The sequence below is a fragment of the Kineococcus mangrovi genome (assembly GCF_041320705.1).
In the GTDB taxonomy this organism is placed as follows: domain Bacteria; phylum Actinomycetota; class Actinomycetes; order Actinomycetales; family Kineococcaceae; genus Kineococcus; species Kineococcus mangrovi.
On sequence record NZ_JBGGTQ010000002.1, the window covers coordinates 445,091 to 467,340 of the forward strand.

The 22,250-nt window shown below is 75.5% G+C and carries 23 protein-coding genes; 12 read left to right on the plus strand and 11 right to left on the minus strand.

Annotated features, from left to right (window positions below):
- Positions 1-28: 28 nt before the first annotated feature.
- Together AB2L28_RS05210 and AB2L28_RS05215 are read left to right on the plus strand one after the other, a co-directional pair.
- Positions 29-901: an aminotransferase class IV gene (locus tag AB2L28_RS05210; RefSeq protein ID WP_370717662.1), complete on the plus strand. Its 873-nt coding sequence runs from the start codon at positions 29-31 to the stop codon at positions 899-901.
- A gap of 134 nt (positions 902-1,035) precedes the next feature.
- The gene (locus AB2L28_RS05215; protein WP_370717663.1) at positions 1,036-2,721 is read left to right on the plus strand and encodes an MFS transporter; all 1,686 of its coding nucleotides are present in this window, start codon (positions 1,036-1,038) and stop codon (positions 2,719-2,721) included.
- Between the two features lie 91 nt (positions 2,722-2,812).
- Here the strand turns inward: AB2L28_RS05215 and AB2L28_RS05220 are convergent, their stop codons facing one another.
- Positions 2,813-4,261 (minus strand): dihydrolipoyl dehydrogenase family protein, encoded by a 1,449-nt coding sequence (locus AB2L28_RS05220; protein ID WP_370717664.1) that lies wholly within the window; start codon positions 4,259-4,261, stop codon positions 2,813-2,815.
- Between the two features lie 65 nt (positions 4,262-4,326).
- On the opposite strand from AB2L28_RS05220, the gene AB2L28_RS05225 reads away from it, so the two are divergent.
- Complete coding sequence (locus AB2L28_RS05225; protein WP_370717665.1) at positions 4,327-5,478, plus strand: glutamate--cysteine ligase; 1,152 nt, start codon at positions 4,327-4,329, stop codon at positions 5,476-5,478.
- Between the two features lie 32 nt (positions 5,479-5,510).
- Here the strand turns inward: AB2L28_RS05225 and ald are convergent, their stop codons facing one another.
- A complete protein-coding gene (gene ald, locus AB2L28_RS05230) occupies positions 5,511-6,626 on the minus strand; it encodes an alanine dehydrogenase (RefSeq protein ID WP_370717666.1) in 1,116 nt (371 codons plus the stop codon).
- Between the two features lie 100 nt (positions 6,627-6,726).
- Between ald and AB2L28_RS05235 the strand changes: the two genes are divergently transcribed.
- Positions 6,727-7,236, plus strand: a complete 510-nt coding sequence (locus AB2L28_RS05235; RefSeq protein ID WP_370717667.1) for an Lrp/AsnC family transcriptional regulator — start codon at positions 6,727-6,729, stop codon at positions 7,234-7,236.
- A gap of 24 nt (positions 7,237-7,260) precedes the next feature.
- Here the strand turns inward: AB2L28_RS05235 and AB2L28_RS05240 are convergent, their stop codons facing one another.
- The gene (locus AB2L28_RS05240) at positions 7,261-7,908 is read right to left on the minus strand and encodes a TetR/AcrR family transcriptional regulator (RefSeq protein WP_370717668.1); all 648 of its coding nucleotides are present in this window, start codon (positions 7,906-7,908) and stop codon (positions 7,261-7,263) included.
- 136 nt (positions 7,909-8,044) lie between these two features.
- On the opposite strand from AB2L28_RS05240, the gene AB2L28_RS05245 reads away from it, so the two are divergent.
- Positions 8,045-9,568 (plus strand): MFS transporter, encoded by a 1,524-nt coding sequence (locus AB2L28_RS05245; protein WP_370717669.1) that lies wholly within the window; start codon positions 8,045-8,047, stop codon positions 9,566-9,568.
- 34 nt (positions 9,569-9,602) lie between these two features.
- Here the strand turns inward: AB2L28_RS05245 and AB2L28_RS05250 are convergent, their stop codons facing one another.
- The 6 genes from AB2L28_RS05250 to purD form a co-directional block, all read right to left on the minus strand.
- On the minus strand, positions 9,603-10,544 hold the full coding sequence (locus AB2L28_RS05250) for an iron-siderophore ABC transporter substrate-binding protein (RefSeq protein WP_370717670.1): 942 nt from the start codon (positions 10,542-10,544) through the stop codon (positions 9,603-9,605).
- 28 nt (positions 10,545-10,572) lie between these two features.
- The gene (locus AB2L28_RS05255; RefSeq protein ID WP_370717671.1) at positions 10,573-11,268 is read right to left on the minus strand and encodes an LrgB family protein; all 696 of its coding nucleotides are present in this window, start codon (positions 11,266-11,268) and stop codon (positions 10,573-10,575) included.
- Entirely contained in the window at positions 11,265-11,675 is a 411-nt protein-coding gene (locus AB2L28_RS05260) for a CidA/LrgA family protein (RefSeq protein ID WP_370717672.1), read from the minus strand. The genes AB2L28_RS05255 and AB2L28_RS05260 overlap by 4 nt, the downstream gene beginning before the upstream one ends.
- 40 nt (positions 11,676-11,715) lie before the next feature.
- Complete coding sequence (locus AB2L28_RS05265) at positions 11,716-12,015, minus strand: hypothetical protein (RefSeq protein ID WP_370717673.1); 300 nt, start codon at positions 12,013-12,015, stop codon at positions 11,716-11,718.
- Between the two features lie 129 nt (positions 12,016-12,144).
- Entirely contained in the window at positions 12,145-13,035 is an 891-nt protein-coding gene (locus tag AB2L28_RS05270) for a phosphoribosylaminoimidazolesuccinocarboxamide synthase (RefSeq protein WP_370717674.1), read from the minus strand.
- Entirely contained in the window at positions 13,032-14,312 is a 1,281-nt protein-coding gene (gene purD / locus AB2L28_RS05275; RefSeq protein ID WP_370717675.1) for a phosphoribosylamine--glycine ligase, read from the minus strand. The genes AB2L28_RS05270 and purD overlap by 4 nt, the downstream gene beginning before the upstream one ends.
- Before the next feature lie 72 nt (positions 14,313-14,384).
- Between purD and AB2L28_RS05280 the strand changes: the two genes are divergently transcribed.
- Genes AB2L28_RS05280 through AB2L28_RS05290 form a run of 3 tightly spaced genes read left to right on the plus strand, consistent with a single transcriptional unit; the run spans position 14,385 to position 16,681 of the window.
- Positions 14,385-15,476 (plus strand): FUSC family protein, encoded by a 1,092-nt coding sequence (locus AB2L28_RS05280; protein ID WP_370717676.1) that lies wholly within the window; start codon positions 14,385-14,387, stop codon positions 15,474-15,476.
- A gap of 27 nt (positions 15,477-15,503) precedes the next feature.
- A complete protein-coding gene (locus AB2L28_RS05285) occupies positions 15,504-15,983 on the plus strand; it encodes a DUF4383 domain-containing protein (protein ID WP_370717677.1) in 480 nt (159 codons plus the stop codon).
- Positions 15,938-16,681 (plus strand): HAD family hydrolase, encoded by a 744-nt coding sequence (locus AB2L28_RS05290; protein ID WP_370717678.1) that lies wholly within the window; start codon positions 15,938-15,940, stop codon positions 16,679-16,681. The genes AB2L28_RS05285 and AB2L28_RS05290 overlap by 46 nt, the downstream gene beginning before the upstream one ends.
- Before the next feature lie 54 nt (positions 16,682-16,735).
- Here AB2L28_RS05290 and AB2L28_RS05295 read toward each other — a convergent pair whose 3' ends face one another.
- Positions 16,736-17,593 carry a GNAT family N-acetyltransferase gene (locus tag AB2L28_RS05295; RefSeq protein ID WP_370717679.1) on the minus strand — a complete coding sequence of 286 codons (858 nt, stop codon included), beginning with the start codon at positions 17,591-17,593 and terminating at the stop codon, positions 16,736-16,738.
- Positions 17,594-17,711: 118 nt separating this feature from the next.
- Between AB2L28_RS05295 and AB2L28_RS05300 the strand changes: the two genes are divergently transcribed.
- The 4 genes from AB2L28_RS05300 (at position 17,712) to AB2L28_RS05315 (ending at position 21,158) form a co-directional block, all read left to right on the plus strand.
- Positions 17,712-18,386 carry a hypothetical protein gene (locus tag AB2L28_RS05300; protein WP_370717680.1) on the plus strand — a complete coding sequence of 225 codons (675 nt, stop codon included), beginning with the start codon at positions 17,712-17,714 and terminating at the stop codon, positions 18,384-18,386.
- Positions 18,387-18,472: 86 nt separating this feature from the next.
- Positions 18,473-19,471 carry a siderophore-interacting protein gene (locus AB2L28_RS05305; RefSeq protein ID WP_370717681.1) on the plus strand — a complete coding sequence of 333 codons (999 nt, stop codon included), beginning with the start codon at positions 18,473-18,475 and terminating at the stop codon, positions 19,469-19,471.
- Between the two features lie 10 nt (positions 19,472-19,481).
- A complete protein-coding gene (locus AB2L28_RS05310) occupies positions 19,482-20,333 on the plus strand; it encodes a siderophore-interacting protein (protein ID WP_370717682.1) in 852 nt (283 codons plus the stop codon).
- 363 nt (positions 20,334-20,696) lie between these two features.
- On the plus strand, positions 20,697-21,158 hold the full coding sequence (locus AB2L28_RS05315) for a nuclear transport factor 2 family protein (protein ID WP_370717683.1): 462 nt from the start codon (positions 20,697-20,699) through the stop codon (positions 21,156-21,158).
- Positions 21,159-21,164: 6 nt separating this feature from the next.
- Here AB2L28_RS05315 and AB2L28_RS05320 read toward each other — a convergent pair whose 3' ends face one another.
- Positions 21,165-22,016: a 3-methyladenine DNA glycosylase gene (locus AB2L28_RS05320; protein WP_370717861.1), complete on the minus strand. Its 852-nt coding sequence runs from the start codon at positions 22,014-22,016 to the stop codon at positions 21,165-21,167.
- Positions 22,017-22,250 lie beyond the last annotated feature (234 nt).

A 22,250-nucleotide genomic window follows, 5' to 3' on the forward strand; every position in this document is an offset into this window, starting at 1 on the left:
AGGGGCTCCCGGGCGGCAGGATGTCCCGGTGCTGACCAGCCCCGCCCTGTTCCTCGCCGAGATCCGCCCCGGCGGCGCCACGACGTTCGCCCAGGTCGACCCGTCGGCCCCGCACGTGCGGGTCGACGACCTCGGGGTGACGCGCGGGGACGGGATCTTCGAGTCGGTGGCCGTCGTCGACGGGAACCCGCAGAGCCTGCGGCACCACCTGGACCGGTTCGCCCGCTCCGCCGCGCTGCTGGACCTGCCGGCACCGGACACCGCCGTCTGGGCGCGGGCCGTCGCGGACGCCGCCGCGGCGCACCCGCCGGCCCCGGAACTGCTGGCCAAGCTCGTCCTGACCCGCGGCGTGGAGGGCGGGGACGCACCGACCGGGTGGGTGCACGTGTTCCCGGCCCACGACTACGGCTCCCAGCGGACGGCCGGGATCGACGTGCTGGTGCTGGAACGCGCCTACCCCAGCGACGTCGTGACGCGGGCGCCGTGGCTGCTGCAGGGGGCCAAGACGTTGTCGTACGCCCTGAACACCGCCTCGCTGCGGTACGCCCGGGCGCACGGCGCGGACGACGTGGTGTTCGTCTCCGCCGGCGGTGACGTCCTGGAGGGCCCGAACTCGACCGTCCTCGCCCGGTTCGCCGACCGGTGGGTCACCCCGCCCCCCGAGCTCGGGATCCTCGACGGCACCACGGTCGGGCGGGCGTTCGCCTGGGCCGCGGACCGGGGCGACGGGACGGAGGTCGCGCGCCTGCGCGTGGACGACCTCCGCGTCGCCGACGCGGTGTGGCTGCTGTCCAGCGGCCGGCAGTCCGCTCCCGTCCGCAGCCTCGACGGTGTGCCGCGACCGACCGACGCCGCCCTGCAGGCCGAGCTGCTGCACCACCTGCTCACCGTCCACGACTGACGCCGGCGGGCGGGGGGCTCCGGCGCAGGGCTCCGGCGCCGATCCTTGCCTCCCGCCGAACATCAGTGTTCCGCACTGTCAGGTTTACTGTTACCTTCACCGTCGTCCGGCACCCTTCGACGTGGAAGGTCCCCATGGCAGACACCGCGGTCCCCTCCGACAGCAGCACCGGCACCTACCGCCTCACCCCCCGCACCCTCGTCGCCGCCGCCGGCGGCATCTTCGTCGCCCAGGTGGCGCTGGCGATGCCCGCCGTGCTCAACGGCCTGTTCCAGCAGGACCTCGGCACGAGCGCGTCCCAGCTGACCTGGATCTCCGACGCGTACTTCGTGCCCGTCGCGCTGTTCACGCTCGCCTTCGGCGTGCTGGGCGACCTGCACGGCCGCCGCCGGCTGCTGCTGGCCGGCGCCGCGGTGCTCGCCGTCGGCGAGGTCGTCGGCATGCTCACCCCGACCACCGGCGACCAGGGCCTGCGCGTGGGCTGGCTGCTCACCGGCCAGGTGCTCTGCGGTCTCGGCGCCGCGGCGATCATGCCGACGTCGCTGGCCATGGTGGCCGCCGGCACCCACACCGCCCGGGAACGCAGCCGTGCGATCGGGGTGTGGGCCGCGGCCCTGGCGACGGGCAGTTTCGTCTCCCCCGTCGTCGGCGGGTTCCTCGCGCAGTTCACCTTCCGGGGTTCGGCGACCGGCAGCTGGCGGTGGGCGTTCCTGGCCGCGGCCGTCCTCGCCGTCGTGAGCCTCGTCCTGACCGCGCTGCTCGCGGAGGAGTCGAGCTCGCCCGAGGGGCGGTCGATGGACTGGCCGGGGCAGGCCGCGATCTCCGTCGCCCTGTTCTGCCTGCTGTTCGGGACCATCCAGGGTTCCTCGATCGGCTGGGGCAGCCCCCTCGTGGTCGGCCCCTACGTCGTGTCCGTCGCCGCGTTCGCGGCCTTCGTCCGCATCGAGCGCCGGTCGCCGTCGCCGCTGGTGCGGCTCGACCTGTTCGCCGGGCGGAGCTTCTCGCTGACCGCGGTGGCGACCGTCGTCGGCATGTTCGGGTACCTGGGCTGCGCCTACACCTCGAGCATCCGGCTCTCGGCCATCCAGGGCTTCTCACCCCTGACGACGTCCGTCGTCTTCGTGCTGCTCAACGGTTCGACCCTCGTCCTCGCCCGTCCGGTCTCCCAGCTCATGGAACGCTGGGGGGCGCGCTGGACCATGGTGACCGGGTTCGGGCTCATGGCCGTCGGCTGCTTCTGGGCGGCCGCGGTCCCGGCGTCGACGATGTCCGTCGCGCTCATCGCCGTACCGGTGGCGGTCGTGGGCCTCGGGTTCGCCCTCGCCCTCAACGCCGTCTCCGCCGCCGCCGTCGACGCCGCCCCGCCGCACCTGGCCGGGATGGCCGGTGGCACCGCCAGCCTGCTGCGCGACTTCGGGTTCACCCTCGGCCCGGCGGTCATCGGGTCCATCGCCCTGTCCCGCGCCGCGGACACCATCGCCACCCGGCTCGCCTCGGACGACTCGCTGCGCCGGGCCCTGGACACCTTCGCCGCCGCGCCCGCCGGCGCCTCGGGCGAGCAGCGCGCCGCCCTCGAGGAAGCCGTCGGCGCCGTCGAGTCCGGGCCGCTGGGCGCGAACGCCGTCCCGGGCTCGATCGTGGTCGACGGGAACACCGTCCCGTTCAACCCGCTCAAGGACGTGGCCTTCGCGGCCCTCGACCAGGCCTACTCGTTCGGCTACGTCGTGTGCGGGGTCGCGACCCTCGTCGCCGCGGTGATCGCCGTCCTCGCCGTCAGCACCCGCACCGAACCCGCCGAGCCGCTCCAGCCCGCCCGGTGACGGACGTCCCGTCACCACGGCCGGCGGGGGCGGGTCCGCCGGCCGGCTGGCAGCCCTGGCCGGCGGACCCTGCCCCCGGGGGGACCGGTGGCTACAGCCCGTAGGTCTCCAGCAACCGCAGCCACACCTCGCTGACCGTCGGGTAGCTCGGGACGGCGTGCCACAACCGCTCCAGCGGGACCTCGCCGACGACCGCCACCGTCGCGGCGTGCAGGAGCTCGGCGACGTCCTGGCCGACGAACGTCACGCCGACGACCACCCGGCGCTGCTCGTCGACGACCATCCGCGCCCTGCCGGTGTAGCCGTCGGCCACGAGGGAGGCGCCGGCGACGTTCCCGAGGTCGTAGTCGACGACCGCCACGTCCATCCCGGCCTCGCGCGCCTGCGCGGCGGTCAGCCCGACCTGGGCGACCTCGGGGTCGCTGAACACCACCTGCGGGACGGCGTGGTGGTCGGCCGTCGCCGTGTACTTCGACCAGGCCGGCGTCTGGACGGGGCCGGCGGCGCGGGCCGCGATGACGTCGCCGGTGACGCGGGCGGCGTACTTGCCCTGGTGGGTGAGCTTGGCGCGCCCGGAGACGTCACCGGTGGCGTACAGCCAGGACCCCTCGACGCCCGCGACGAGACCGGTGTCGTCGACCTGCAGGGACCCGCCGTCCTCGAGCCCGACGGTCTCCAGCCCGATGCCGGAGGTCGCGGGCCGCCGGCCGGTCGCGACGAGGAACTCGTCGGCCTCGAGGACCGAGGAGTCGGACAGCTCCACGCGCACCGACCCGTCGCGGGTGAGGCGGGTGGGCGAGACCCCGAGCCGCACGTCGACGCCGTCGGCGCGCAGGGCCTCGGCGACGAGCTCGCCCGCGAAGTCCTCCTGACCACCCAGCAGCCCGCTGCGCGCGAGCAGCGTGACGGTCGAGCCGAGGCGGGCCCACGCCTGCGCGAGCTCCACCCCGACGACGCCCCCGCCGAGGACGACGAGCCGGCCGGGCACCTCGCGCGCGCTCGTGGCCTCCCGCGACGTCCACGGCGAGGCGTCGGCCAGCCCCGTCACGTCCGGCAGCACGGGCACCGACCCGGTCGCGAGGACGACGGCCTGCCGCGCGGTGAGGACGGTCCTCGCCCCGTCGGTCCCGGTGACCTCGACGCGGCGCGGCCCGGTCAGCCGGCCCTCCCCGCGCAGCAGCGTCAGCCCCGCCGAGTCCAGCCACTGCGCCTGCGAGGAGTCGTCCCAGCCGCTGGTGAACGACGTGCGGCGTTCGAGCACCCGCGCCGCGTCCAGGCCGCCGGTGACGGCCTGGGCCGCACCGGGCAACCGCCGGGCGGCGGCCAGGGCGTGCCCGGACCGCAGCAGCGCCTTGCTGGGCATGCACGCCCAGTACGAGCACTCGCCCCCGACGAGCTCCTTCTCGACGACCACCACGTCCAGCCCCGCGCGGCCCGCGCGGTCGGCGACGTTCTCGCCCACCGGCCCCGCCCCGAGGACGACGACGTCGACCTCCCGCGCCTGCACGCCCTGCTGCGTCCCGTCCTGTTCGTCTGCCACGCCCCGGACGCTACGGCCAGGAACGCGGTGGGGCGAGGGGGGCGGGGGTGTGGTGTGATCGACGCGTGGGTCGACGCACGGTGGAGTTCAACGCCTCTCCCCGCCCGACGCTGGGCGTGGAGTGGGAGATGGTGCTGGTGGACCGCCGCTCGCGCGACGTCGCGTCCCGCGCCGCGGAGGTCCTGGAGGCGGTGGAGCGGGAGGAGTCCGCGACCGGGCCGCGGGTGACCAAGGAACTGCTCCGGAACACCCTCGAGGTCGTGACCGGGGTCTGCGACACCGTCGCCGAGGTCACCGACGACCTGCGGCAGACCCTCGGCGCCGTCCGCCGCGTCACCGACCCGCTGGGCCTGGACCTGATGTGCTCGGGCACCCACCCCTTCGCGCGCTGGGACGAGCAGCTCGTCACCCCGGACGAGCGGTACGCCGAGCTGCTGGAACGCACGCAGTGGTGGGGACGGCAGATGCTCATCTGGGGCGTGCACGTCCACGTCGGCGTGAACTCGGTCCACAAGGTGCTGCCGATCCTCAACACCCTGCTGAACCACTACCCGCACCTGCAGGCGCTCTCGGCGAGTTCGCCCTATTGGACGGGTTTCGACACCGGCTACGCCAGCAACCGGGCGCAGGTGTTCCAGCAGCTGCCGACGGCCGGTCTGCCGTTCCAGTTCGGGGCCTGGGGGGAGTTCGAGCAGTACGTCGACGACATGCTCGTCACGGGCGTCATCGACGGCCTGTCCGACGTGCGCTGGGACATCCGCCCCTCCCCCCACCTCGGCACGATCGAGGTCCGGGTGTGCGACGGGACCCCGACGCTGCGGGAGCTGCGCGGTCTGGTCGCCTTCGTCCACGCCCTCGTGGTGCACCTCGACGACCGGCTCGAAGCCGGGGAGCAGCTGCCGACCATGCCGCCGTGGCACGTCCAGGAGAACAAGTGGCGCGCCGCGCGCTACGGCCTGGACGCCGAGGTCATCGTCGACGCCGCCGGCCGCGAACGCCTCGTCACCGACGACCTCGACGACTGGCTGAACCGCCTCGAACCCGTCGCCCGCCGCCTGGACTGCGCCGACGAGCTGGCCCTCGTGGCGGAGATCCCCCGGCGGGGCGCGAGCTACCAGCGCCAGCGCGCGACGTACGAGGCCGCCTGCGCCCGGGGTGCGGACAAACCCCTCTGCGACGTGGTCGACTCCCTCGTCGCGGAACTGCGCGAGGTCTGACCCGGCCGGGTCGAGCCGGCGGGGACCGGTGATCAGGCCAGGGCGTCCTGCACCGTGGTGCTCGCCAACCCGTGCGCCGTGGCGACCTCGGGGCTGACGAGGTCGCCCGCGTGGGTCGACAGCCCGTGGGCGAGGGCGGCGTCGGCGGCGAGCGCGGCCCGCCAGCCGGAGTTCGCCAGCTTCACGACGTAGGGCAGGGTCGCGTTCGTCAAGGCGTACGTCGAGGTGTGCGGGACGGCACCGGGCATGTTCGCGACGCAGTAGAACACCGACCCGTGGACGGTGAACGTCGGGTCGTCGTGCGTGGTGGGCCGGGAGTCCTCGAAGCAGCCGCCCTGGTCGATGGCGATGTCGACGAGGACCGACCCCGGCCGCATCTGCGCGACGAGCTCGTTGCCGACGAGCTTGGGCGCGCGAGCGCCCGGGACGAGGACGGCACCGATGACGAGGTCGGCGCTGCGGACGGCGCGCTGGAGCTCGTAGGAGTTCGAGACGATGGTGCGCACCGCACCGCCGAACCGGGCGTCGACCTCCCGCAGCTTGGGGATCGACAGGTCCAGGACGGTCACCTCGGCGCCCATGCCGAGCGCGATCTGGGCGGCGTTCTGCCCCGAGACACCGGCCCCGACGACGACGACGTCGGCGCCGCGGACGCCGGGGACGCCCCCCATGAGGACCCCGCGACCACCGGCGGCGCGCATCAGGGAGTAGGCGCCGACCTGCGGGGCCAGGCGACCGGCGACCTCGCTCATGGGGGCCAGCAGCGGCAGCGAACGGTCGGGCAGCTGGACGGTCTCGTACGCGATGGCCGTCGTGCCGGAGGCCAGGAGGGCGTCGGTGCACTCGCGGGAGGCGGCGAGGTGCAGGTACGTGAACAGGACCTGGTCCCGGCGCAGGCGGTGGTGCTCGGAGGCGATCGGTTCCTTCACCTTGAGCAGCAGGTCGGCGGCACCCCACACCTCCTCGACGTCGTCGACGACCTTGGCGCCGGCGGCCTCGTACTCGGCGTCGGGCAGCGCGCTCCCGGTGCCGGCGCCCGCCTGGACGAGGACCTCGTGCCCGTGCCCGACGAGCTCGTGCACGCCGGCCGGGGTCAGGGCGACGCGGTACTCGCGGTTCTTCACCTCGGTGGGGACGCCGATGCGCATGGTGCTCACTCCTCGTGGACGCGGGCCATCTCCGTCCAGCGTGAACACGGTTCGAGACCAGGGCAAGGAGATCGCAGGAGATTCGTGCCAAGCTGGCTGCGTGGAAGATCCTTCGCCGGAGACCTCGGGTGGTCCGGTCCAGCCGAAGAAGCTGCGCCGGGTCGTGGACCCCGTCGACCGGGAGATCCTGCACGTCCTGGCCGAGGACGCCCGCACCACCAACGCCGCGCTCGCCCAGCGCGTCGGCATCGCGGCCTCGACGTGCCTGCTGCGGGTGCGCGCCCTGCGCGAGTCGGGGGTCATCCGGGGTTTCCACGCGGACGTGGACCCGGCCGCCCTCGGCCTGGACCTGCAGGCGATGATCGCCGTCAAGCTCGCGGGCCACGCCCGCGGCAGCATGGGCCCGTTCGTGGCGCGGATGCGGCGGCAGCCGGAGGTGCTCGACGTGTACTTCGTCGCCGGTGCGGACGACTACCTGCTGCACGTGGCCGTCGAGAGCACCGCGGCGCTGCGCGACTTCGTCGCCGAGCACCTGTCCCGCGACCCCGACGTCGGCCTCACCGAGACGAGCCTGATCTTCGAGCACACCCGCGCCGCCGGCCGCTCCTGACGCCTCCGCCTCCGCGGCGTCCCGTCAGGGGGGGCTGACGACGCAGGACGTCGCGCCGGGGGGCGGCAGGGGGGCTCCCACGAGGGGGCCGGGCGCGCCCTCGGGCGGGCAGACGGCGTCGACGACGAGCAGGCCGTAGCGGCGCCAGGCCTCGGGCGACTCCTCCCGCGTCCGGTCGGCGATGGAGCCGATCATGGAGGTGACGGCCGGGACGTCGTCGCCGGTGAACCCTTCCCGCACGGCGTTCTCGGCCCGGGCGCGGTCGACGATGCCGTCGACGAGGTGCTGCAGGGTGGCGCGCAGGTCGGCGGTCTCGGTGGTGTGCGGGGCGGCGCGCAGGACGGCGCTCGACAGCGCGCGGTCGCTCGCCCGCAGCTCCATGGCCCCGAGCAGGTAGTCGCGCAGCGCGTCGCGGCCCGTGGGCCGGCGGCCGGCGGTCTCGGCGAGATCGACGAGGGCCTCGAACTTGTCGGCGAGCAGACCCGCGAGCAGCGCGTCCTTGTCGGGGAAGCGCCGGTAGACGGTGCCGACCCCCACCCCGGCGGCCTCGGCCACGTCGTGCAGCGTCACGTCGAGCCCGCGCTCGGCGAACAGGCGGCGGGCGGCGTCGACGACGAGGGCGCGGTTGCGGACGGCGTCGGCGCGCAACGGGCGGACGGCGGTCGTGCTCACGACGTCCAGGGTACGCCGGACCGGGAACAAGTGGACGCACGGTGTCCGTTTGTGTGTACGCTACTGGAAGTGGACGCACCGCGTCCGCTTCGGTCGGCTCGATCCACCCGCCGGCACCTCGACCCCTGGAGGACCCGTGAGCTCCGCCCCCTCCGCCCGGCCCGCCCCGGCCGCCGCAGCACCGGCACCTCCCGCAGCGACCCGCCACCCCCAGCACCGCGCCGCGCGCGAGCACCGCTGGCTGGTGCTGGCGGTCATCGGCATCGCCCAGCTCGCCGTCGTGCTCGACGCGACGATCGTCAACATCGCCCTCCCCTCGGCGCAGCAGCAGCTGGGTTTCGCCGACGACCAGCGGCAGTGGATCGTCACCGCCTACTCCCTCGCGTTCGGGTCCCTGCTGCTGCTCGGCGGCCGCCTCGGCGACCTGTTCGGGCGCAAGAACCTGTTCGTCGTCGGGCTCGTCGGGTTCGCGGCGGCCTCCGTCGTCGGCGGGCTGGCCCAGGACTTCTCCCAGCTCGTCGCGGCCCGGGCCCTGCAGGGCGTCTTCGGCGCGCTCCTGGCCCCCTCCGCCCTCGCGCTGCTCACCACGACGTTCACCGAACCGGCCGAACGCGCCCGCGCCTTCGGGGTGTTCGGCGCCATCGCGGGGTCCGGCGCGGCGACGGGCGTGCTGCTCGGGGGCGTGCTGACGGAGTACACCTCGTGGCGCTGGTGCCTGTACGTGAACGTCGTGTTCGCCGTCCTCGGCGTCGCCGGGGCTGCGCTGTTCATGCCGAACCCGGCCCGCGGCCCCCGTCCGCGCCTGGACCTCGTCGGGACCGCCACCATCACGCTGGGCCTCGTCGGCATCGTCTACGGGTTCTCCTCCGCCGAGACCGACGGCTGGTCGGACCCCGTGACCATCGCCTCGCTGGCGGCCGGTGCCGTGCTCGTCGCCCTGTTCGTCCTCGTCGAGTCGCGGGTGTCGCACCCGCTGCTGCCCCTGCGGGTCGTCCGCGACCGCGACCGCGGCGGCGCCCTCACCGCGATCGGCCTCGTCGGCGTCGCGATGTTCGGGATCTTCCTGTTCCTGACCTACTACCTCACCCAGACCCTGGGTTTCTCCTCCCTCGAGACCGGGTTGTCGTTCCTGCCCATGCCGCTGTCGATCATGGCCGCGGCCACGCAGATCACCCCGCGCCTGCTGCCGCGGGTGGGGCCGAAGGTGCTGCTGCGCAGCGGGGGTCTGGTGGCCGCGACCGGGATCCTGCTGTTCCTGCGCACCGACGTCGACAGCACCTGGGCCGGCACCGTCCTGCCCGCTCTCGTCGTGACCGGCCTGGGCATGGGACTGACGATCTCCTCGGCCATGAACACCGCCACGAGCGGGGTGGCGCGCGAGGACGCCGGCGCGGCGAGCGCGAGCGTCAACACGTTCCAGCAGATCGGCGGCTCGATCGGCACCGCGCTGCTGTCCACGGTGTTCGCGAGTTCCATGCGCAACGCCGGGGGGACCCCCGCCGACGCCGTGCTGCACGGGTACCACGTCGCGTTCGCCGGTGGCGCCCTCGCGGTGCTGCTCGTCGCCGTGGTCTCGGCGACCCTCGTCAACCGGCACTCCGTGCGGCAGGCGCGCCTGGCCGGGTTCGCCGCGGTCCCCGCGCCCGGCACCGCGCACTGACACCTGCGCCGAGGTGCCCCGGCCGGAGAACTCCTCAGGACCCCGCGGCGAGGATCCGGTCGACGTCGTCGAGGACACGGCGCCCGCCGAGCGGCCCGACCCCGGAGACCCAGTACGAGGTGTCGACGACGTGCACCGCGCCGAACGCGGCCGGGTTCCCCGCGACGAGGGCCGGCACGGCGGCGGGGTCGTCCAGGGACCCCGGGTCGGCCGGGACGAACAGGTGGTCGGCCGCGGCGTCGGGAACGCGCTCGGCGGACAGGTCCACCTGGATCCCGCCGTCCCAGTCGCGTTCGGGCAGGCGCAGCCCGGCGCACTCCAGCGCGCTGCCGGCGAACGAGGTCGGGCCGTAGAGGCTGAACGTGCCGCCGTCCCGGGGGCGCAGCAGGTTCGCCGTCACCGTCCCGTCGAGGTCGTGCTCCCGCGCCACCTCGGCGCAGCGGTCCTGGAAGCCGTCGAGCAGTTCCGCGGCGCGGTCGGCCTGCCCGAGGGCCTGCCCCACGAGGCGGACGTTGTCCTGCCAGGGGTCGGACTGCGAGGCCATGAACACGGTGGGGGCGATGCGGCTCAGCGCGTCGTAGAGCCGGCCGTGCCGGGTCTCGGTGCCCAGCACGAGGTCCGGGCGCAGCGCCGCGATGGCTTCCAGGTCCGGTTCCGGGACGGTGCCGACGGACCGCACCGCGTCGCCGACGCCCAGGTAGGCGGGCACCCCCGTGACGTTGCTCGCCACGGCCGCCCCCACGGGTGTCGTCCCCAGCGCGACGGCGGTGTCGAGCTGGACGGGTTCGAGGACCACGACGCGCTGCGGCGCGGCCGGGACGCGCGTCTGCCCGCGCGCGTGCTCGACGACCCGTTCTGCGGCCGCCGTGCCGGTGCCGGGAGCGGGGGCGGTCGTCGACGCCGAGCACCCCGCGAGGAGCAGGGCGGCGGACAGCGCGAGGGCGGACAGGGCGGGGGAAGGACCAGATCGACGCACGGCCGGTGAGCCTAGCCTGACCTAACCATCAGGAGAACGCGCGGGCCACCACCGGCAGGACGGCGGTCATCGCGAGGGCGTTGAGGACCATCGCCGCGCTGGACCAGCCCCCCGCCGCGTCGGACTCGGCCAGCGCCCGCGACGTCCCGATCCCGTGCGAGACCACGCCGATCGCGAACCCCCGGGCCCGGGGGTCGCGGACCCGCACCCGGTCCAGCAGCCACGGTCCGACCGTCGCGCCGAGCACCCCCGAGACGAGGGTGAGCACGACGGCCAGGGTGGTGTTCGCCCCGATCGTCACCCCCAGGGTCAGCGCCACCGGGGTCGTCACCGACCGCGGCAGCGTCGTCAGGACGAGGTCGTCCGGCGCCCCGCACAGCTCCAGGGCGGCCACCGTGACGGCCACGCTGACCGCCCCGGTCGTGCAGAGGGTGAGGAGCACGGCGCCGCGGTCGGCGAGCAGCGCCCGCCCCGAGCGCAGCAGCGGCAGGGCGAGGGCCACCGTGGCGGGCCCGAGCAGGAGGGTGAGCACCGAGACCGACGCCAGGTACTCCTCGTAGCCGATCCCCAGGACCTCCAGCGCGACCGCCACCAGCACCATCGCCACCAGCACCGGCGCGAGCAGCGCGGGCCGCCCCAGCCGCCGGTGCAGCTCCCCCGCCCCGAGGTAGGCGACGAGGGTGAGGAACAGGCCGAAACCGGGGGCGTGCACGACCGCGCTCACGCCGACGCCCTGCGGCGCAGCAACGCCTGCAGGACGGTCCCCGCGACGACGAGCCCCGCCGCGAAGGACCCGACGACGGCCAGCAGCAGCGGCCCGGCGTTCTGCACGAGGGTGGACAGCTGCGTCAACGCGCCCACCCCGGGCGGCACGAAGAGCAGTTGCAGGTGCTTCAGCAGCGGCGCCCCCGCGGGTTCGGCGCGCACCGCGACCCCGCGCCACCGCGCCCCGAGCACCAGGAGGGCCGCGAGGCCGACGACGGCACCCGGGACGGGCAGGCCGGTGAGGTCGACGAGCAGGGTGCCGGCCAGTTGCAGGCCCAGGAGGAGGGCCAGACCGGCCAGGACGGCCGGGACGTGACCGGCCCAGCCGTGGACCGGCGCCGGCTGCGGTGTCGAGTTCCCGGGCACCGGCCCAGGGTGCCAGCCGCCGCCGCGGCCGGCGCACGGCTCAGCGCGCGCGCTCCCGCTCGAGCAGGTCCAGCAGCGCCGGCGGGACGAGCGCCCGCCGCACCTGCCGGCCGCCCTCGGCGACGAGGGTCAGCGGGCAGTCGACGCCGAGGCGCTGCACCTCGGCCGCGACCGAGCGCGGGAGGACCTCCCCCGGCGTCAGCGCGAACAGCTGGTCGCGGCGCCCGCGCGGCAACCGGTCCCACCACGTGAGCAGGGTCGCGGCGACCGTGTCGAGCTCGCCGAACCCGGCCCCGGGTGCGGGGGCGGGGGACCAGGGTTCGGGGGCCGGCAGCGACATGCGCGGAAGTGTCCTCCCCCGCAGCGCCGACCGCCTCCCGGCCCTCGGCCGTCCGGGTGGTGGCTCCCGGGGGACGGCGGCGCAGCACCCCCTGACCCGCACGGCGGCGTGCGGACCCCGCCGGCGGGGTCAGCCGGTGAACGAGCGCCCGGTGAGGCGTTCGTACGCCTCCACGTAGCGCGACCGCGTCCTCTCGACGACGTCGGCGGGCAGTTCCGGCGGCACCTCGGCCCCGGCGCGGTCCCACCCCGACGCCGGTGACGTCAGCCAGTCGCGCACGAACTGCTTGTCGAAGCTGGGCTGGGCACGGCCCGGTTCCCACGTCTCGGCGGGCCAGAACCGCGAGGAGTCCGGCGTCAGGACCTCGTCGCCGAGCACCGTCACCCCGTCGGCGCGACCGAACTCCAGCTTGGTGTCGGCCAGGACGATCCCGCGGTCGCGGGCGATCGACTCGGCCCGCCGGTACACCGCGAGGGTGAGCTCGCGCAGCCCGGCCGCGGCGTCGGCGCCGACGGTCGCCGCGACCTGCTCGAACGTGACGTTCTCGTCGTGCTCGCCCAGCTCGGCCTTCGTGGCCGGGGTGAACACCGGCTCGTCCAGCCGCGAACCGTCGACGAGGCCGGGGGGCAGCGGCACCCCGCACACCGAGGAGCTGCGGCGGTACTCCACGAGGCCGGACCCCGTCAGGTACCCCCGGGCGACGCACTCGACGGGGAACATCTCCAGCCGCCGGCAGACCATCGCCCGGCCCGCCACGGCGGCCGGGACGTCGGTGGAGACGACGTGGTGCGGCACGAGGTCGGTCAGCTGCTCGAACCACCACAGCGACAGGGCGGTCAGCACCTTGCCCTTGTCGGGGATCGGGGTGGGCAGGACGTGGTCGTAGGCGGAGATCCGGTCGCTGGCGACGACGAGGACCGTCCCGTCCCCGGCCCGGTCCGAACCCTCCGCCGGTTCGTACAGGTCGCGGACCTTCCCGGAGTAGCGGTGGGTCCAGCCCGCCAGCTCCACGGCGTTCACGCCCCCACCCCCGGCACGGTCCCGTTCGCCGCGGCCAGGGCGATGTCGCGGCGGAACCGGCCGCCGTCGAGGTCGAGCAGCTCGACGGCCTCGTAGGCGCTGGCGCGGGCGGCGTGCAGGTCGGCGCCGGTCCCCACGACCGACAGCACCCGGCCACCGGAACTCACGACGCCCGTCCCGTCGGCGGCGGGGGAGGTCCCGGCGTGCAGGACGGCGGCCCCGCCGACGGCCTCGGCGGCGTCCAGGCCGCGCACCGTGCCGCCGGTGACGGGCGCCTCGGGGTAGCCGGGGGCGGCGAGGACGACGGTGACGGCCGACTCCTCGCGCCAGCGCAGGTCGGGCTGGGTGTCGAGGGTGCCGGTGGCGCAGGCGTGCAGGACGGTGCCCAGCGGCGTGGCCAGCCGGGCCAGGACGACCTGCGTCTCGGGGTCGCCGAAACGGGCGTTGAACTCGATGACGCGGGTGCCGCGCGAGGTCAGCGCGAGCCCGCAGTACAGGACGCCGGAGAACGGGGTGCCGCGGCGGGCCATCTCCACGACGACGGGCCGGGCGATGCGCTCGACGACCTCCTCGGCCAGACCGGCGGGCGCCCACGGCAGCGGGCAGTAGGCCCCCATGCCGCCGGTGTTCGGGCCCCGGTCCCCGTCGAGGGCGCGCTTGAAGTCCTGCGCCGGGGCCAGCGCGACCACCGAGGTGCCGTCGGTGAGGCAGAAGACGCTGACCTCCGGGCCGTCGAGGAACTCCTCCACGACGACGGGCCCGTGCGCCAGGCACGCCCGGGCGTGCTCGAGCGCGGCCTCGCGGTCGGAGGTGACGACGACGCCCTTGCCCGCGGCCAGGCCGTCGTCCTTGACGACGTGCGGGGCGCCGAACGCGTCGAGGGCGGCGGCGACCTCCTCCAGCGTCGTGCACAGGTGCGCCATCGCCGTCGGCACCCCGGCCGCGGCCATCACCTCCTTGGCGAAGGCCTTGGAGCCCTCCAGCCGGGCCGCCTGCGCCGACGGCCCGAAGACCGGGACCCCGGCGGCGCGGACCGCGTCGGCGACCCCGGCCACCAGCGGGGCCTCCGGCCCCACGACGACGAGGTCGGCCCCGAGCCGGAGCGCGAGCGCCGCGACGGCGTCGGGGTCGGTCGCGTCGAGGGGTTCGACGGGGGCGACGAGCGCGGTGCCGGCGTTGCCCGGCGCCGCGACGACGCGGTCGACCCCCGGGTCGTCGAGCAGGGCGCGGACGAGGGCGTGCTCACGGGCACCGGAGCCGATGACGAGGACCTCCACGGGCACCGAGGGTAGAGGCTGCGCGTGGTGCTCCCCGCCGCACGGGCGTGGCGGGTGCGGCAGGATCGGGCCGTGCCCCGCACGATCCCCTTCGCGCTCAGCGCCCGCCGCCGGGTCCGCACGGGCTGGCAGCGCTGGCAGGGCTCGTGGTGGCAGATCATGCAGTGCGGTCTGGGGGCCGGTGTCGCCTGGCTCCTGGCGCGGGCGCTGTGGGACCAGAGCTACCCCGTCTTCGCGTGCGTCGCCGTCGTCGTCTGCCTCGGCGTGCAGAACAACCAGCGGTTGCGGCGGGTCGGCGAGCTGGGCGTCGGGGTGACCATCGGGGTCGTCTTCGGCACGCTCATCGTGCACCTGATCGGTCGCGGTCCCCTGCAGATCACCGGGATCGTGGTGGCCGCCATGTTCGTCGCCCGGTTCCTGGACTCCGGGATCCTGCTCGTCAACCAGGCGGCGCTGCAGGCGTGCTTCATCGTGGCCTACCCGCCGACGCCGGGCAGCACGGGCGGGGCCCGGTGGCTGGACGCCATGACCGGTGTCGTCGTCGCCCTCGCGGTGGCCGCCCTGCTGCCGCCGGACCCGCGGCGGGACGTGCGCGGTCGTTCGCGCGCCTACGCCGGGCAGCTGGCCGACCTGCTCGAGGACGCGGCCGGGGCCCTGCGGGAGCGGGACGCGACCGCGGCCGAGCAGGTGCTGTCCCGCGCGCGCGGGACGCAGACCGAGCTCGACGGCTGGTCGCAGTCGGTCACGGCCGGCTGGGAGGTGCACCGGTTGTCCCCGCTGCGACGCCGGGGGCGCGTCGAGATCGTCCAGCAGCGCAAGCTGCAGGCCGGGATGGACCGCGCGACCCGCAACCTGCGCGTGGCGCTGCGCCGCGTGAGCACGGCCCTGGAGTACGACGAGCAGCTGCCGGACTCCCTCGCGGGGGCGCTGGAGCAGCTCGCGGCCGCGGTGCGCTCGACGGGTCAGCCGCCCTACCCGGGCGAGACGCTGCCGCCGTCGGTGGCGGGTCTGCAGGAGCTGGCGGTGACCCTGGGACCCCGGACGCTGGGGGCGCAGTCGCTGTCGGCGACGGTGGTGGTGGCGCAGCTGCGGTCGACGGTGGTGGACCTGCTGCAGGCGCAGGGCGTGGGGGCGGCCGAGGCGCACCGCCTCCTGCCGCACTGACCGGCGCGGTCGGGGATGATGGGGACCATGAACGCTCCCGCCGCGCACTCCCCCGCTGCGATCGAAGCCAGGCACCCCGTCGAGGCCGGTGGACCGGTCTGCGGGTACGCCCGCGCGATCGCCGTCCTCGTCCTGGCCCTGGGGGTCCTCGGCGCCGTCCCGGGGATCACGTCGAACTACTCGCAGATGGGTTTCTACTACTCCGAGGCCGACCTGTTCGGGCTGTTCCGCACCTCGGCCGTCGTCATCGGCCTGCAGGTCCTGTTCGGCCTCACGGTCCTGGCCTTCTCGGGGTCGCCGCGCCAGGCGCACAAGGTCGTCACCTGGGTCGCGCTGGCCTACCTGTCCGCGGGGCTGGGCGGGGCCGGTCTCGTGGTGAACGCCTCGCGCACCGACCTGCCCGTCAACGTGGCGAGCAACTGGCTGCACCTGGGCCTGTTCGTCGTGATCCTGGCCGGTGCGTGGCGGACGCGGCGCAAGCACGTCGAGGAGCTGGGCGTCTTCTGAGCCCCGTCCCCCGGTTCGACGCGGTCGTCCTCGACCTCGACGGCACGCTGTTCGACCACCGCGGCGCCTCGCGCGCCGCGGTGGACGACTGGGTCCGGGCGAGCGGCCTGGCCCCGGCGCCGCACCTGCACGCCGCCTGGCACGACGCCGAGGACCGCCACCACCGCGCCTGGCGCGACGGCCTGGTGTCCCACGAGGAGCACCGCCGCCGCCGGCTGCGGGAGTTCCTGCCCCTGCTGGGCCGCCCGGTCGGCGACGACGCCGCCCTGGACCTGGAGTTCCACGAGGAGTACCTCGCGCGGTACCGCCTGCACTGGAGCGGGTTCGACGACGTCGAGGACGCCCTGAGCGCCGTCGCGGCGGCCGGTCTGCGCCTCGCCCTCTTGACCAACGGCGTGCCCGAGCAGCAGCACGCCAAGCTCGCGGCCCTCGGCCTGGCCGGCCGGGTCGGTCCCGTGCTGACCGCGGGTGAGCTGGGTCTGGCCAAACCCCGAGCCGAGGTGTTCCACGCCGCGTGCGCGGCCGTCGGCGCCGACCCCGCCCGCACGCTGCACGTCGGCGACGACCACCCCGTCGACGTGGTCGGGGCCCGCGCGGCGGGGTTGCGGGCCGTGCACCTGGACCGGCACGGCGAGGGGCCGGTGGGCGAGCCGGAGCGGATCGCGTCGCTGCGCGAGCTGGCGGCGCTGCTGCGGTGACGAGGCGCGGGGGTCGGCCGTGCCGGCCGTGCCGGTCTTGCCGGCCTTCCCGGCTCACAGCGGCAGGTCGTGGTAGTCCTCCGTCTGCACCAGCGTGAAACCCACCGACGTGTACAGCCCGAGGGCGCGGTCGTTGTCGACCGCGACCTCCAGGTGCACCGACGTCGCCCCGTCGGCGAAGAACCGCCGGCTCACCCGGCGCAGCACGTCCCGGCCGATCCCGCGCCCCTGGGAACCCGGCGCGACCGCGAACCCGTAGACCCCGCCGGAACTGCCGTCCCGCTGCCGCCGCACCGTCCCGACGACGGCACCGTCGTGCTCGACGACCAGCGTCCCGCCCCCGGCCAGCCCCGCCCGCAGGTGGGTGGGTGCCTGCCCGAACGCCGCGGTGAGGAGTTCTGCGAGCACGTCGAGGTCGCCGGCCGTCGCCGGGCGCAGCGTCGTCCGCGGGTCCTCGTCACCGGGCGGGGGCGGTGCGTCCAGGCGCAGCGCGTGCTCGGAGTGCTCCACCGGGGCGCCGCGGCGCCGGGCCAGGCGGTGCCCCGCCGCGCTGGGACGAGGGACGATGAGCAACGCCCGGGTGAAACCGCGGTCGCGGCAGACCGGCACGGCCGCGTCCAGCAGGGCCGTACCGATCCCCCGGCCCCGCGCGGCGGGGTCGACCATCCCCACCAGTTCGACGGTGCGCCCGTCCCAGGAGTCGAACCCGACGTAGCCGACGACCCGCCCGCCCTGCTGCGGGTCGGACCACAGCAGGTCCGTCGTGGGCCCGGCGCCGGGGTCGGTCGAACGGGCGCGCAGCTGCTCCCACTCGATCTTCAGGCGGCCGCCGTCGGCGGCGACGACGCGGCGCTCCAGGTCGGCGACGGCGCGCAGGTCGTCGTCGGACAGGTGGGTCCGGGGGTGCAGCACCTGGCCAGTCGACCGGCGAGCACCCCTCGTGGTCAACGGCTTTGCGCCCCGGCGCCGCGTCCACAGCGCCCGGGAAGCGGCTCGCCCCCACCGGGCGCGTTCCCTACCATCGACGGCGATGGAGAGCGAACCCACCGTCCTGTCCCGCCGGGGCGAGACGATCACCCTGGACGCCGAGCACGTCGGCGACGTGCACCGGCACAGCGCCTTCTCCCTGTGGGACGACGCCGACGCCCCCGAGGACCCCGACCCCCGCACCCAGGTGCGGGCCGCCGGCGAGCCCGTCCCGGTGCGGCGCGCGGACCTCGACGACGTGACCCGGGCCGAGACCGAGGCGCTGACGACGCTGGCGGGTGCCGTGGACCACGCGTGCCTGGAGCGGTTGCTGCCGCAGGCGGAGGTGGAGGACGTCGCCCCCGGGGCGTTCGCGGACTGGCTCGTCACGGTGGTGCAGGCGGTGAGCGAGGCGACGGCCGGGGTGCACAGCCCCTCGGCCTACCTGGACGCGGAACTGCGCCGGTACGCCGGGCTGCGCCTCATCGGTGGCCGTCGCCGCACGGTCGACGCGCAGTGGTGCGAGGCGGACGTCCACTTCACCTCCCGGCGCGAACGTCCCTGGTACGCGGTCGTCGCGGACGAGCAGCTCGTGGGTCTGCGCGGGTACCTGCAGGTGAGCTTGACGTCCGTGGACTTCGGCACCGAGGAGTTCCTCACGGCGTCGGCGGTGTTCGGGTACTCCCCGCGGATCAGCCTGCACCCGGGCCGCGTGCGGATCGCCCGCGTCCGCGCCTGAACCACCGCCGGGACCCGCGGGCCCGGCGGTTCCGCCACCCGCCAGAGTTGGTTAGCCTGTCCTCATACCGATCGAGGGGTTGTGGGATGAGCACGGTGACGGACGAGCAGGCGGACGGGCGCGCGGACGGCGCGCGGGTCGAGCGCCGGGAGGCCGCGCGGGCCTCGTACACCCTGTTCCGGGTCCGGGTCGCAGCGGTCGAACGCCTCAGCACCAGTTTCGTCCGGCTGACGATGACCTCGCCGGACCTGGCGCGCTTCGGCGCCGGGGGGTACGACCAGCGCTTCAAGGTCCTCCTCCCCACCCACCCCGTCGAGGACCACGAGCTGCCCGCGGACGACTGGTACACGTGGTGGCGCGAGCTGCCCGAGGACACCCGGCCCGTCATGCGGACCTACACGGTGCGCGCCTTCCGGCCCGCGACGGCGACCGCGGACGCGCAGATCGACGTGGACTTCGTCCTGCACGGGGTCGGGGACGGGGTGGGTCACGCGGGTCCGGCGTCGCGGTGGGCCGCGGGCGCGGCCGTGGGCGACGAGGTCGTCCTCGTCGGGCCGGACGCGCCCGGGACGGGACGGATGTGGGGGGTGGAGTGGGCCCCGCCCGCCGGGGCCCGGACGCTGCTGCTGGCCGGTGACGAGACGGCGGTCCCGGCCGTCGCGGCCGTGCTGGAGCAGCTGCCGGCCGGGGTCAAGGTGACGGCGCTGCTGGAGGTCCCGGACGCCGGCGACCTGCTCGACCTGCGCTGCGCCGCCGACCTCACCGTGGAGTGGTTGCCCCGCAACGGGGTGCACGCCCACGGCGAGCTGCTGCAGCAGCGCGTCCACGAGGTCGCCACGTCCCTGGTCGACGAGGTCCGGGCCCAGGACGGGGCGGAGGAGGCCGGGGAGGACGAGGACGGGATCCTCTGGGACGTCCCCGAGACCGCCGAGGCCGCGGGCCCGGGGTGCCTGTACGCGTGGTTGGCCGGGGAGTCCGGTGTCGTCAAGGCGCTGCGGCGACACCTCGTCCGCGAGGTCGGGGTGCCGCGGTCCTCGGTGGCCTTCATGGGGTACTGGCGCGCGGGGCGCGCCGAGGGTGAGTGAGGAGCAGACCGTGCAGAACCCCTCCGAGCGCGAGGCCGGACGGCCCAGCGGTGGTCGCCGGCAACGACGCGGTGTCGTCCAGCGCGTCGAGCAGCTGACCCCCGAGATGGTCCGCGTCGTCCTCGGCGGTGACGACCTCGCCGACTTCGGTGTCGAGCAGGCCGACTCCTACGTCAAGCTCGTCTTCCCCCTCCCCGGCATCACCTACCCCGAACCGTTCGACGTGGCCGCGGTCCGCGCGGAACGCCCGCGCGAGGAGTGGCCCGCGCAGCGCACCTACACGGTCCGCGCGGTCTCCGGGGGCGAGGTGACGATCGACTTCGTCGTCCACGGCGACGAGGGGATCGCCGGGCCCTGGGCCGCCGCCGCCCAGCCCGGGGACGGGGTGTGGCTCACGGGGCCGGGCGGGGCGTACACGCCGTCGGCCGACGCACCGTGGCACCTGCTGGTCGGCGACGCGAGCGCCCTGCCGGCGATCTCCGCGTCGCTGGAACGGGTCCCGGCGGGGGCGACCGCGGTCGCCGTCGTCGAGGTGCACTCCCCCGCCGAGGAACTGCCGCTGACCTGCCCGGGTGACCTGCGCCTGCACTGGGTCCACCGCGCCGCGCCGGACCCCGAGGCGCTCGTGGGGTTCCTGCGCGGCCTCGACCTGCCCGCGGGAGCGCCGCACGCCTTCGTCCACGGCGAGGCCGACACCGTCCGCGCCGTGCGGCGGTGGGCGCGCACCGACCTCGGGGTGACACGTGAACTGCTGTCCGCCTCCGGGTACTGGCGGCGGGGCCGGACCGAGGACGGGTGGCGCGCCGAGAAGCGCGACTGGGTCGCCGCGACCGAGACGGACGACGCGGGCGCGGGCGTGTGACCGGGGGCGACCGGTAGCAGGGCCGCCGCTTCAGCCGGCGCAGGACGGTGGTCGCGGTAGCCAGGTCGGTGGAGGACCGCACGACCGCTCCGCCGCGCTCGGTGGTGCGGCGCAGCGCGCCGAACCCCTCGAACCAGGCGTGGGTGCGCTCCACCGGTCACCGCTCGCCGACCTGGAGCGGGGCCTCGCCGGACGGGGCGTTTCGCGCCGCGTTCGCCGGGTCCGCCGGTGGTGGTGCAGCGCAGAGAACTCCACCATCACCGGGGCCCGTGTCCGCGCCGGCTCGTGACACGCCGGCCCCTCCAGTCGCCGGGTGCTGACCCGTCGTGACACACCTGCTGCCGGTCGCTCTACCCTCCGGGGATGACCGACGGCCGTCCCCCCCTTCCCCCCTTCGACCGCGACGCGGCCCTGGCCAAGGTGCAGGCCGCCGAGGACGCGTGGAACTCGCGGGACCCGCAGCGGGTGTCGCTGGCGTACACACCGGACTCGGTGTGGCGCAACCGGGACGAGTTCCTAACGGGCCGGGACGAGATCGTCGCCTTCCTCACCCGGAAGTGGGAGCGGGAACTCGACTACGTCCTGCGCAAGGCGTTGTGGGCGTTCACCGACGACCGCATCGCCGTCCGGTTCCAGTACGAGTGGCACGACGCCGACGGGCAGTGGTTCCGCAGCCACGGCAACGAGCTGTGGGAGTTCGCCCCCGACGGCCTCATGCGCCGCCGGGAAGCCAGCGTCAACGACGTCGCCATCGCCGAGGGCGGGCGCCGGTTCTCCGGCCCGCGCACGGACGCCGAGCGGAGCGAGGACCTGCCGCTGCGCTGACGGGGTTCACGCGCGCAGCAGCGCCTCGCACACCTCGACGAGCGCGGCGCGCAGCGGGTCGGCCCGCTGCGCGAACCCGCGCTGGGCGCGGGCGTACTCCGCCTTGCCCTCGGCCGTCTCGATCGCGACCGGGGTCAGGCCCGTCGAGGACACGTCGTACGGCGAGGCCCGCATGTCCAGGACGCGCACGTCCCGGGCGAGTTCGAAGCAGTCCAGCAGCAGTTCCCCCGGCACGGCCGGGGACAGCTTCATCGCCCACCGGTACAGGTCCATCGTCGCGTGCAGGCAGCCCGGCTGCTCCTGCGCCGCCTGGTCCGACCGCGTGGGCTGCAGCTCGTTGAGCGGCACGGCGGTGGGGGTGAAGAACCGGAACGCGTCGTGGTGGCTGCAGCGGATGCGGTGCGACTCCACGACCGCGTCGGTGCCCGCGTGGCCCAGGCGAAGCGGCAGGCCGGCGTGGCGCACCTCCTCGGGCCGGGCGCGGTGCACCATCGCCCACTCGTGCAGCCCGAAGCAGGCCAGCTGCGGCGACCGGCCGCGGGTGGCGACGAGCACGTCGCGGGCGAGCTGGACGGTGGCCCGCCGCCGCGCCCCCAGACCGGCCGCGTCGACCCGCACCCCGCCGGGGACGGCGACGTAGTTCGCCCAGTCGGCGCGTTCGTCGGCCCCGGCGAGGACGACGCCGACGCCGGGGTGCCAGCGCAGCAGCTTGCCGGGGGCCCAGGAGTAGTAGGTGTAGAGGAAGTCCTCCACGGGGTGCGCCTCGCCGCGGGCGCGACGGGCGGCCGCGTCCCCGGTCAGCGCGGCAGCCCGGTCGGCGTGCCGGCGCTCGCGCTCGCGCCAGTGCGCGGGGCTCAGGAGGCTGACGGGGTCCGCGGGCCCGTCGACGTCGCCGGTCCCCCGCACGCCCCGGCCGTCGAGCACGACATCCGCTTCCACCGGGTCCACCGTACCGAGGGCCGCCGGCGCCCCGCACCCCTCGCCCCGCACCCCTCGTCCCGCACCCCTCGTCCCGCACCCCTCGTCCCGGGCTCGCGGCGGGGTGACCGATGCTGACCCGAGGCCCCCGGGCCTCGGCGCTCCCGCCCGTGC

What these genes read in the sequence shown, in the direction of transcription:
- AB2L28_RS05215 (WP_370717663.1), top strand. Translation starts at nt 1,036, where the DNA reads ATGGCAGACACCGCGGTCCCCTCCGACAGCAGCACCGGCACCTACCGC.
- ald (WP_370717666.1), bottom strand. Translation starts at nt 6,626, where the DNA reads ATGCGCATCGGCGTCCCCACCGAGGTGAAGAACCGCGAGTACCGCGTC.
- AB2L28_RS05265 (WP_370717673.1), bottom strand. Translation starts at nt 12,015, where the DNA reads ATGTCGCTGCCGGCCCCCGAACCCTGGTCCCCCGCCCCCGCACCCGGG.
- AB2L28_RS05285 (WP_370717677.1), top strand. Translation starts at nt 15,504, where the DNA reads ATGAACGCTCCCGCCGCGCACTCCCCCGCTGCGATCGAAGCCAGGCAC.
- AB2L28_RS05300 (WP_370717680.1), top strand. Translation starts at nt 17,712, where the DNA reads ATGGAGAGCGAACCCACCGTCCTGTCCCGCCGGGGCGAGACGATCACC.
- AB2L28_RS05305 (WP_370717681.1), top strand. Translation starts at nt 18,473, where the DNA reads ATGAGCACGGTGACGGACGAGCAGGCGGACGGGCGCGCGGACGGCGCG.
- AB2L28_RS05315 (WP_370717683.1), top strand. Translation starts at nt 20,697, where the DNA reads ATGACCGACGGCCGTCCCCCCCTTCCCCCCTTCGACCGCGACGCGGCC.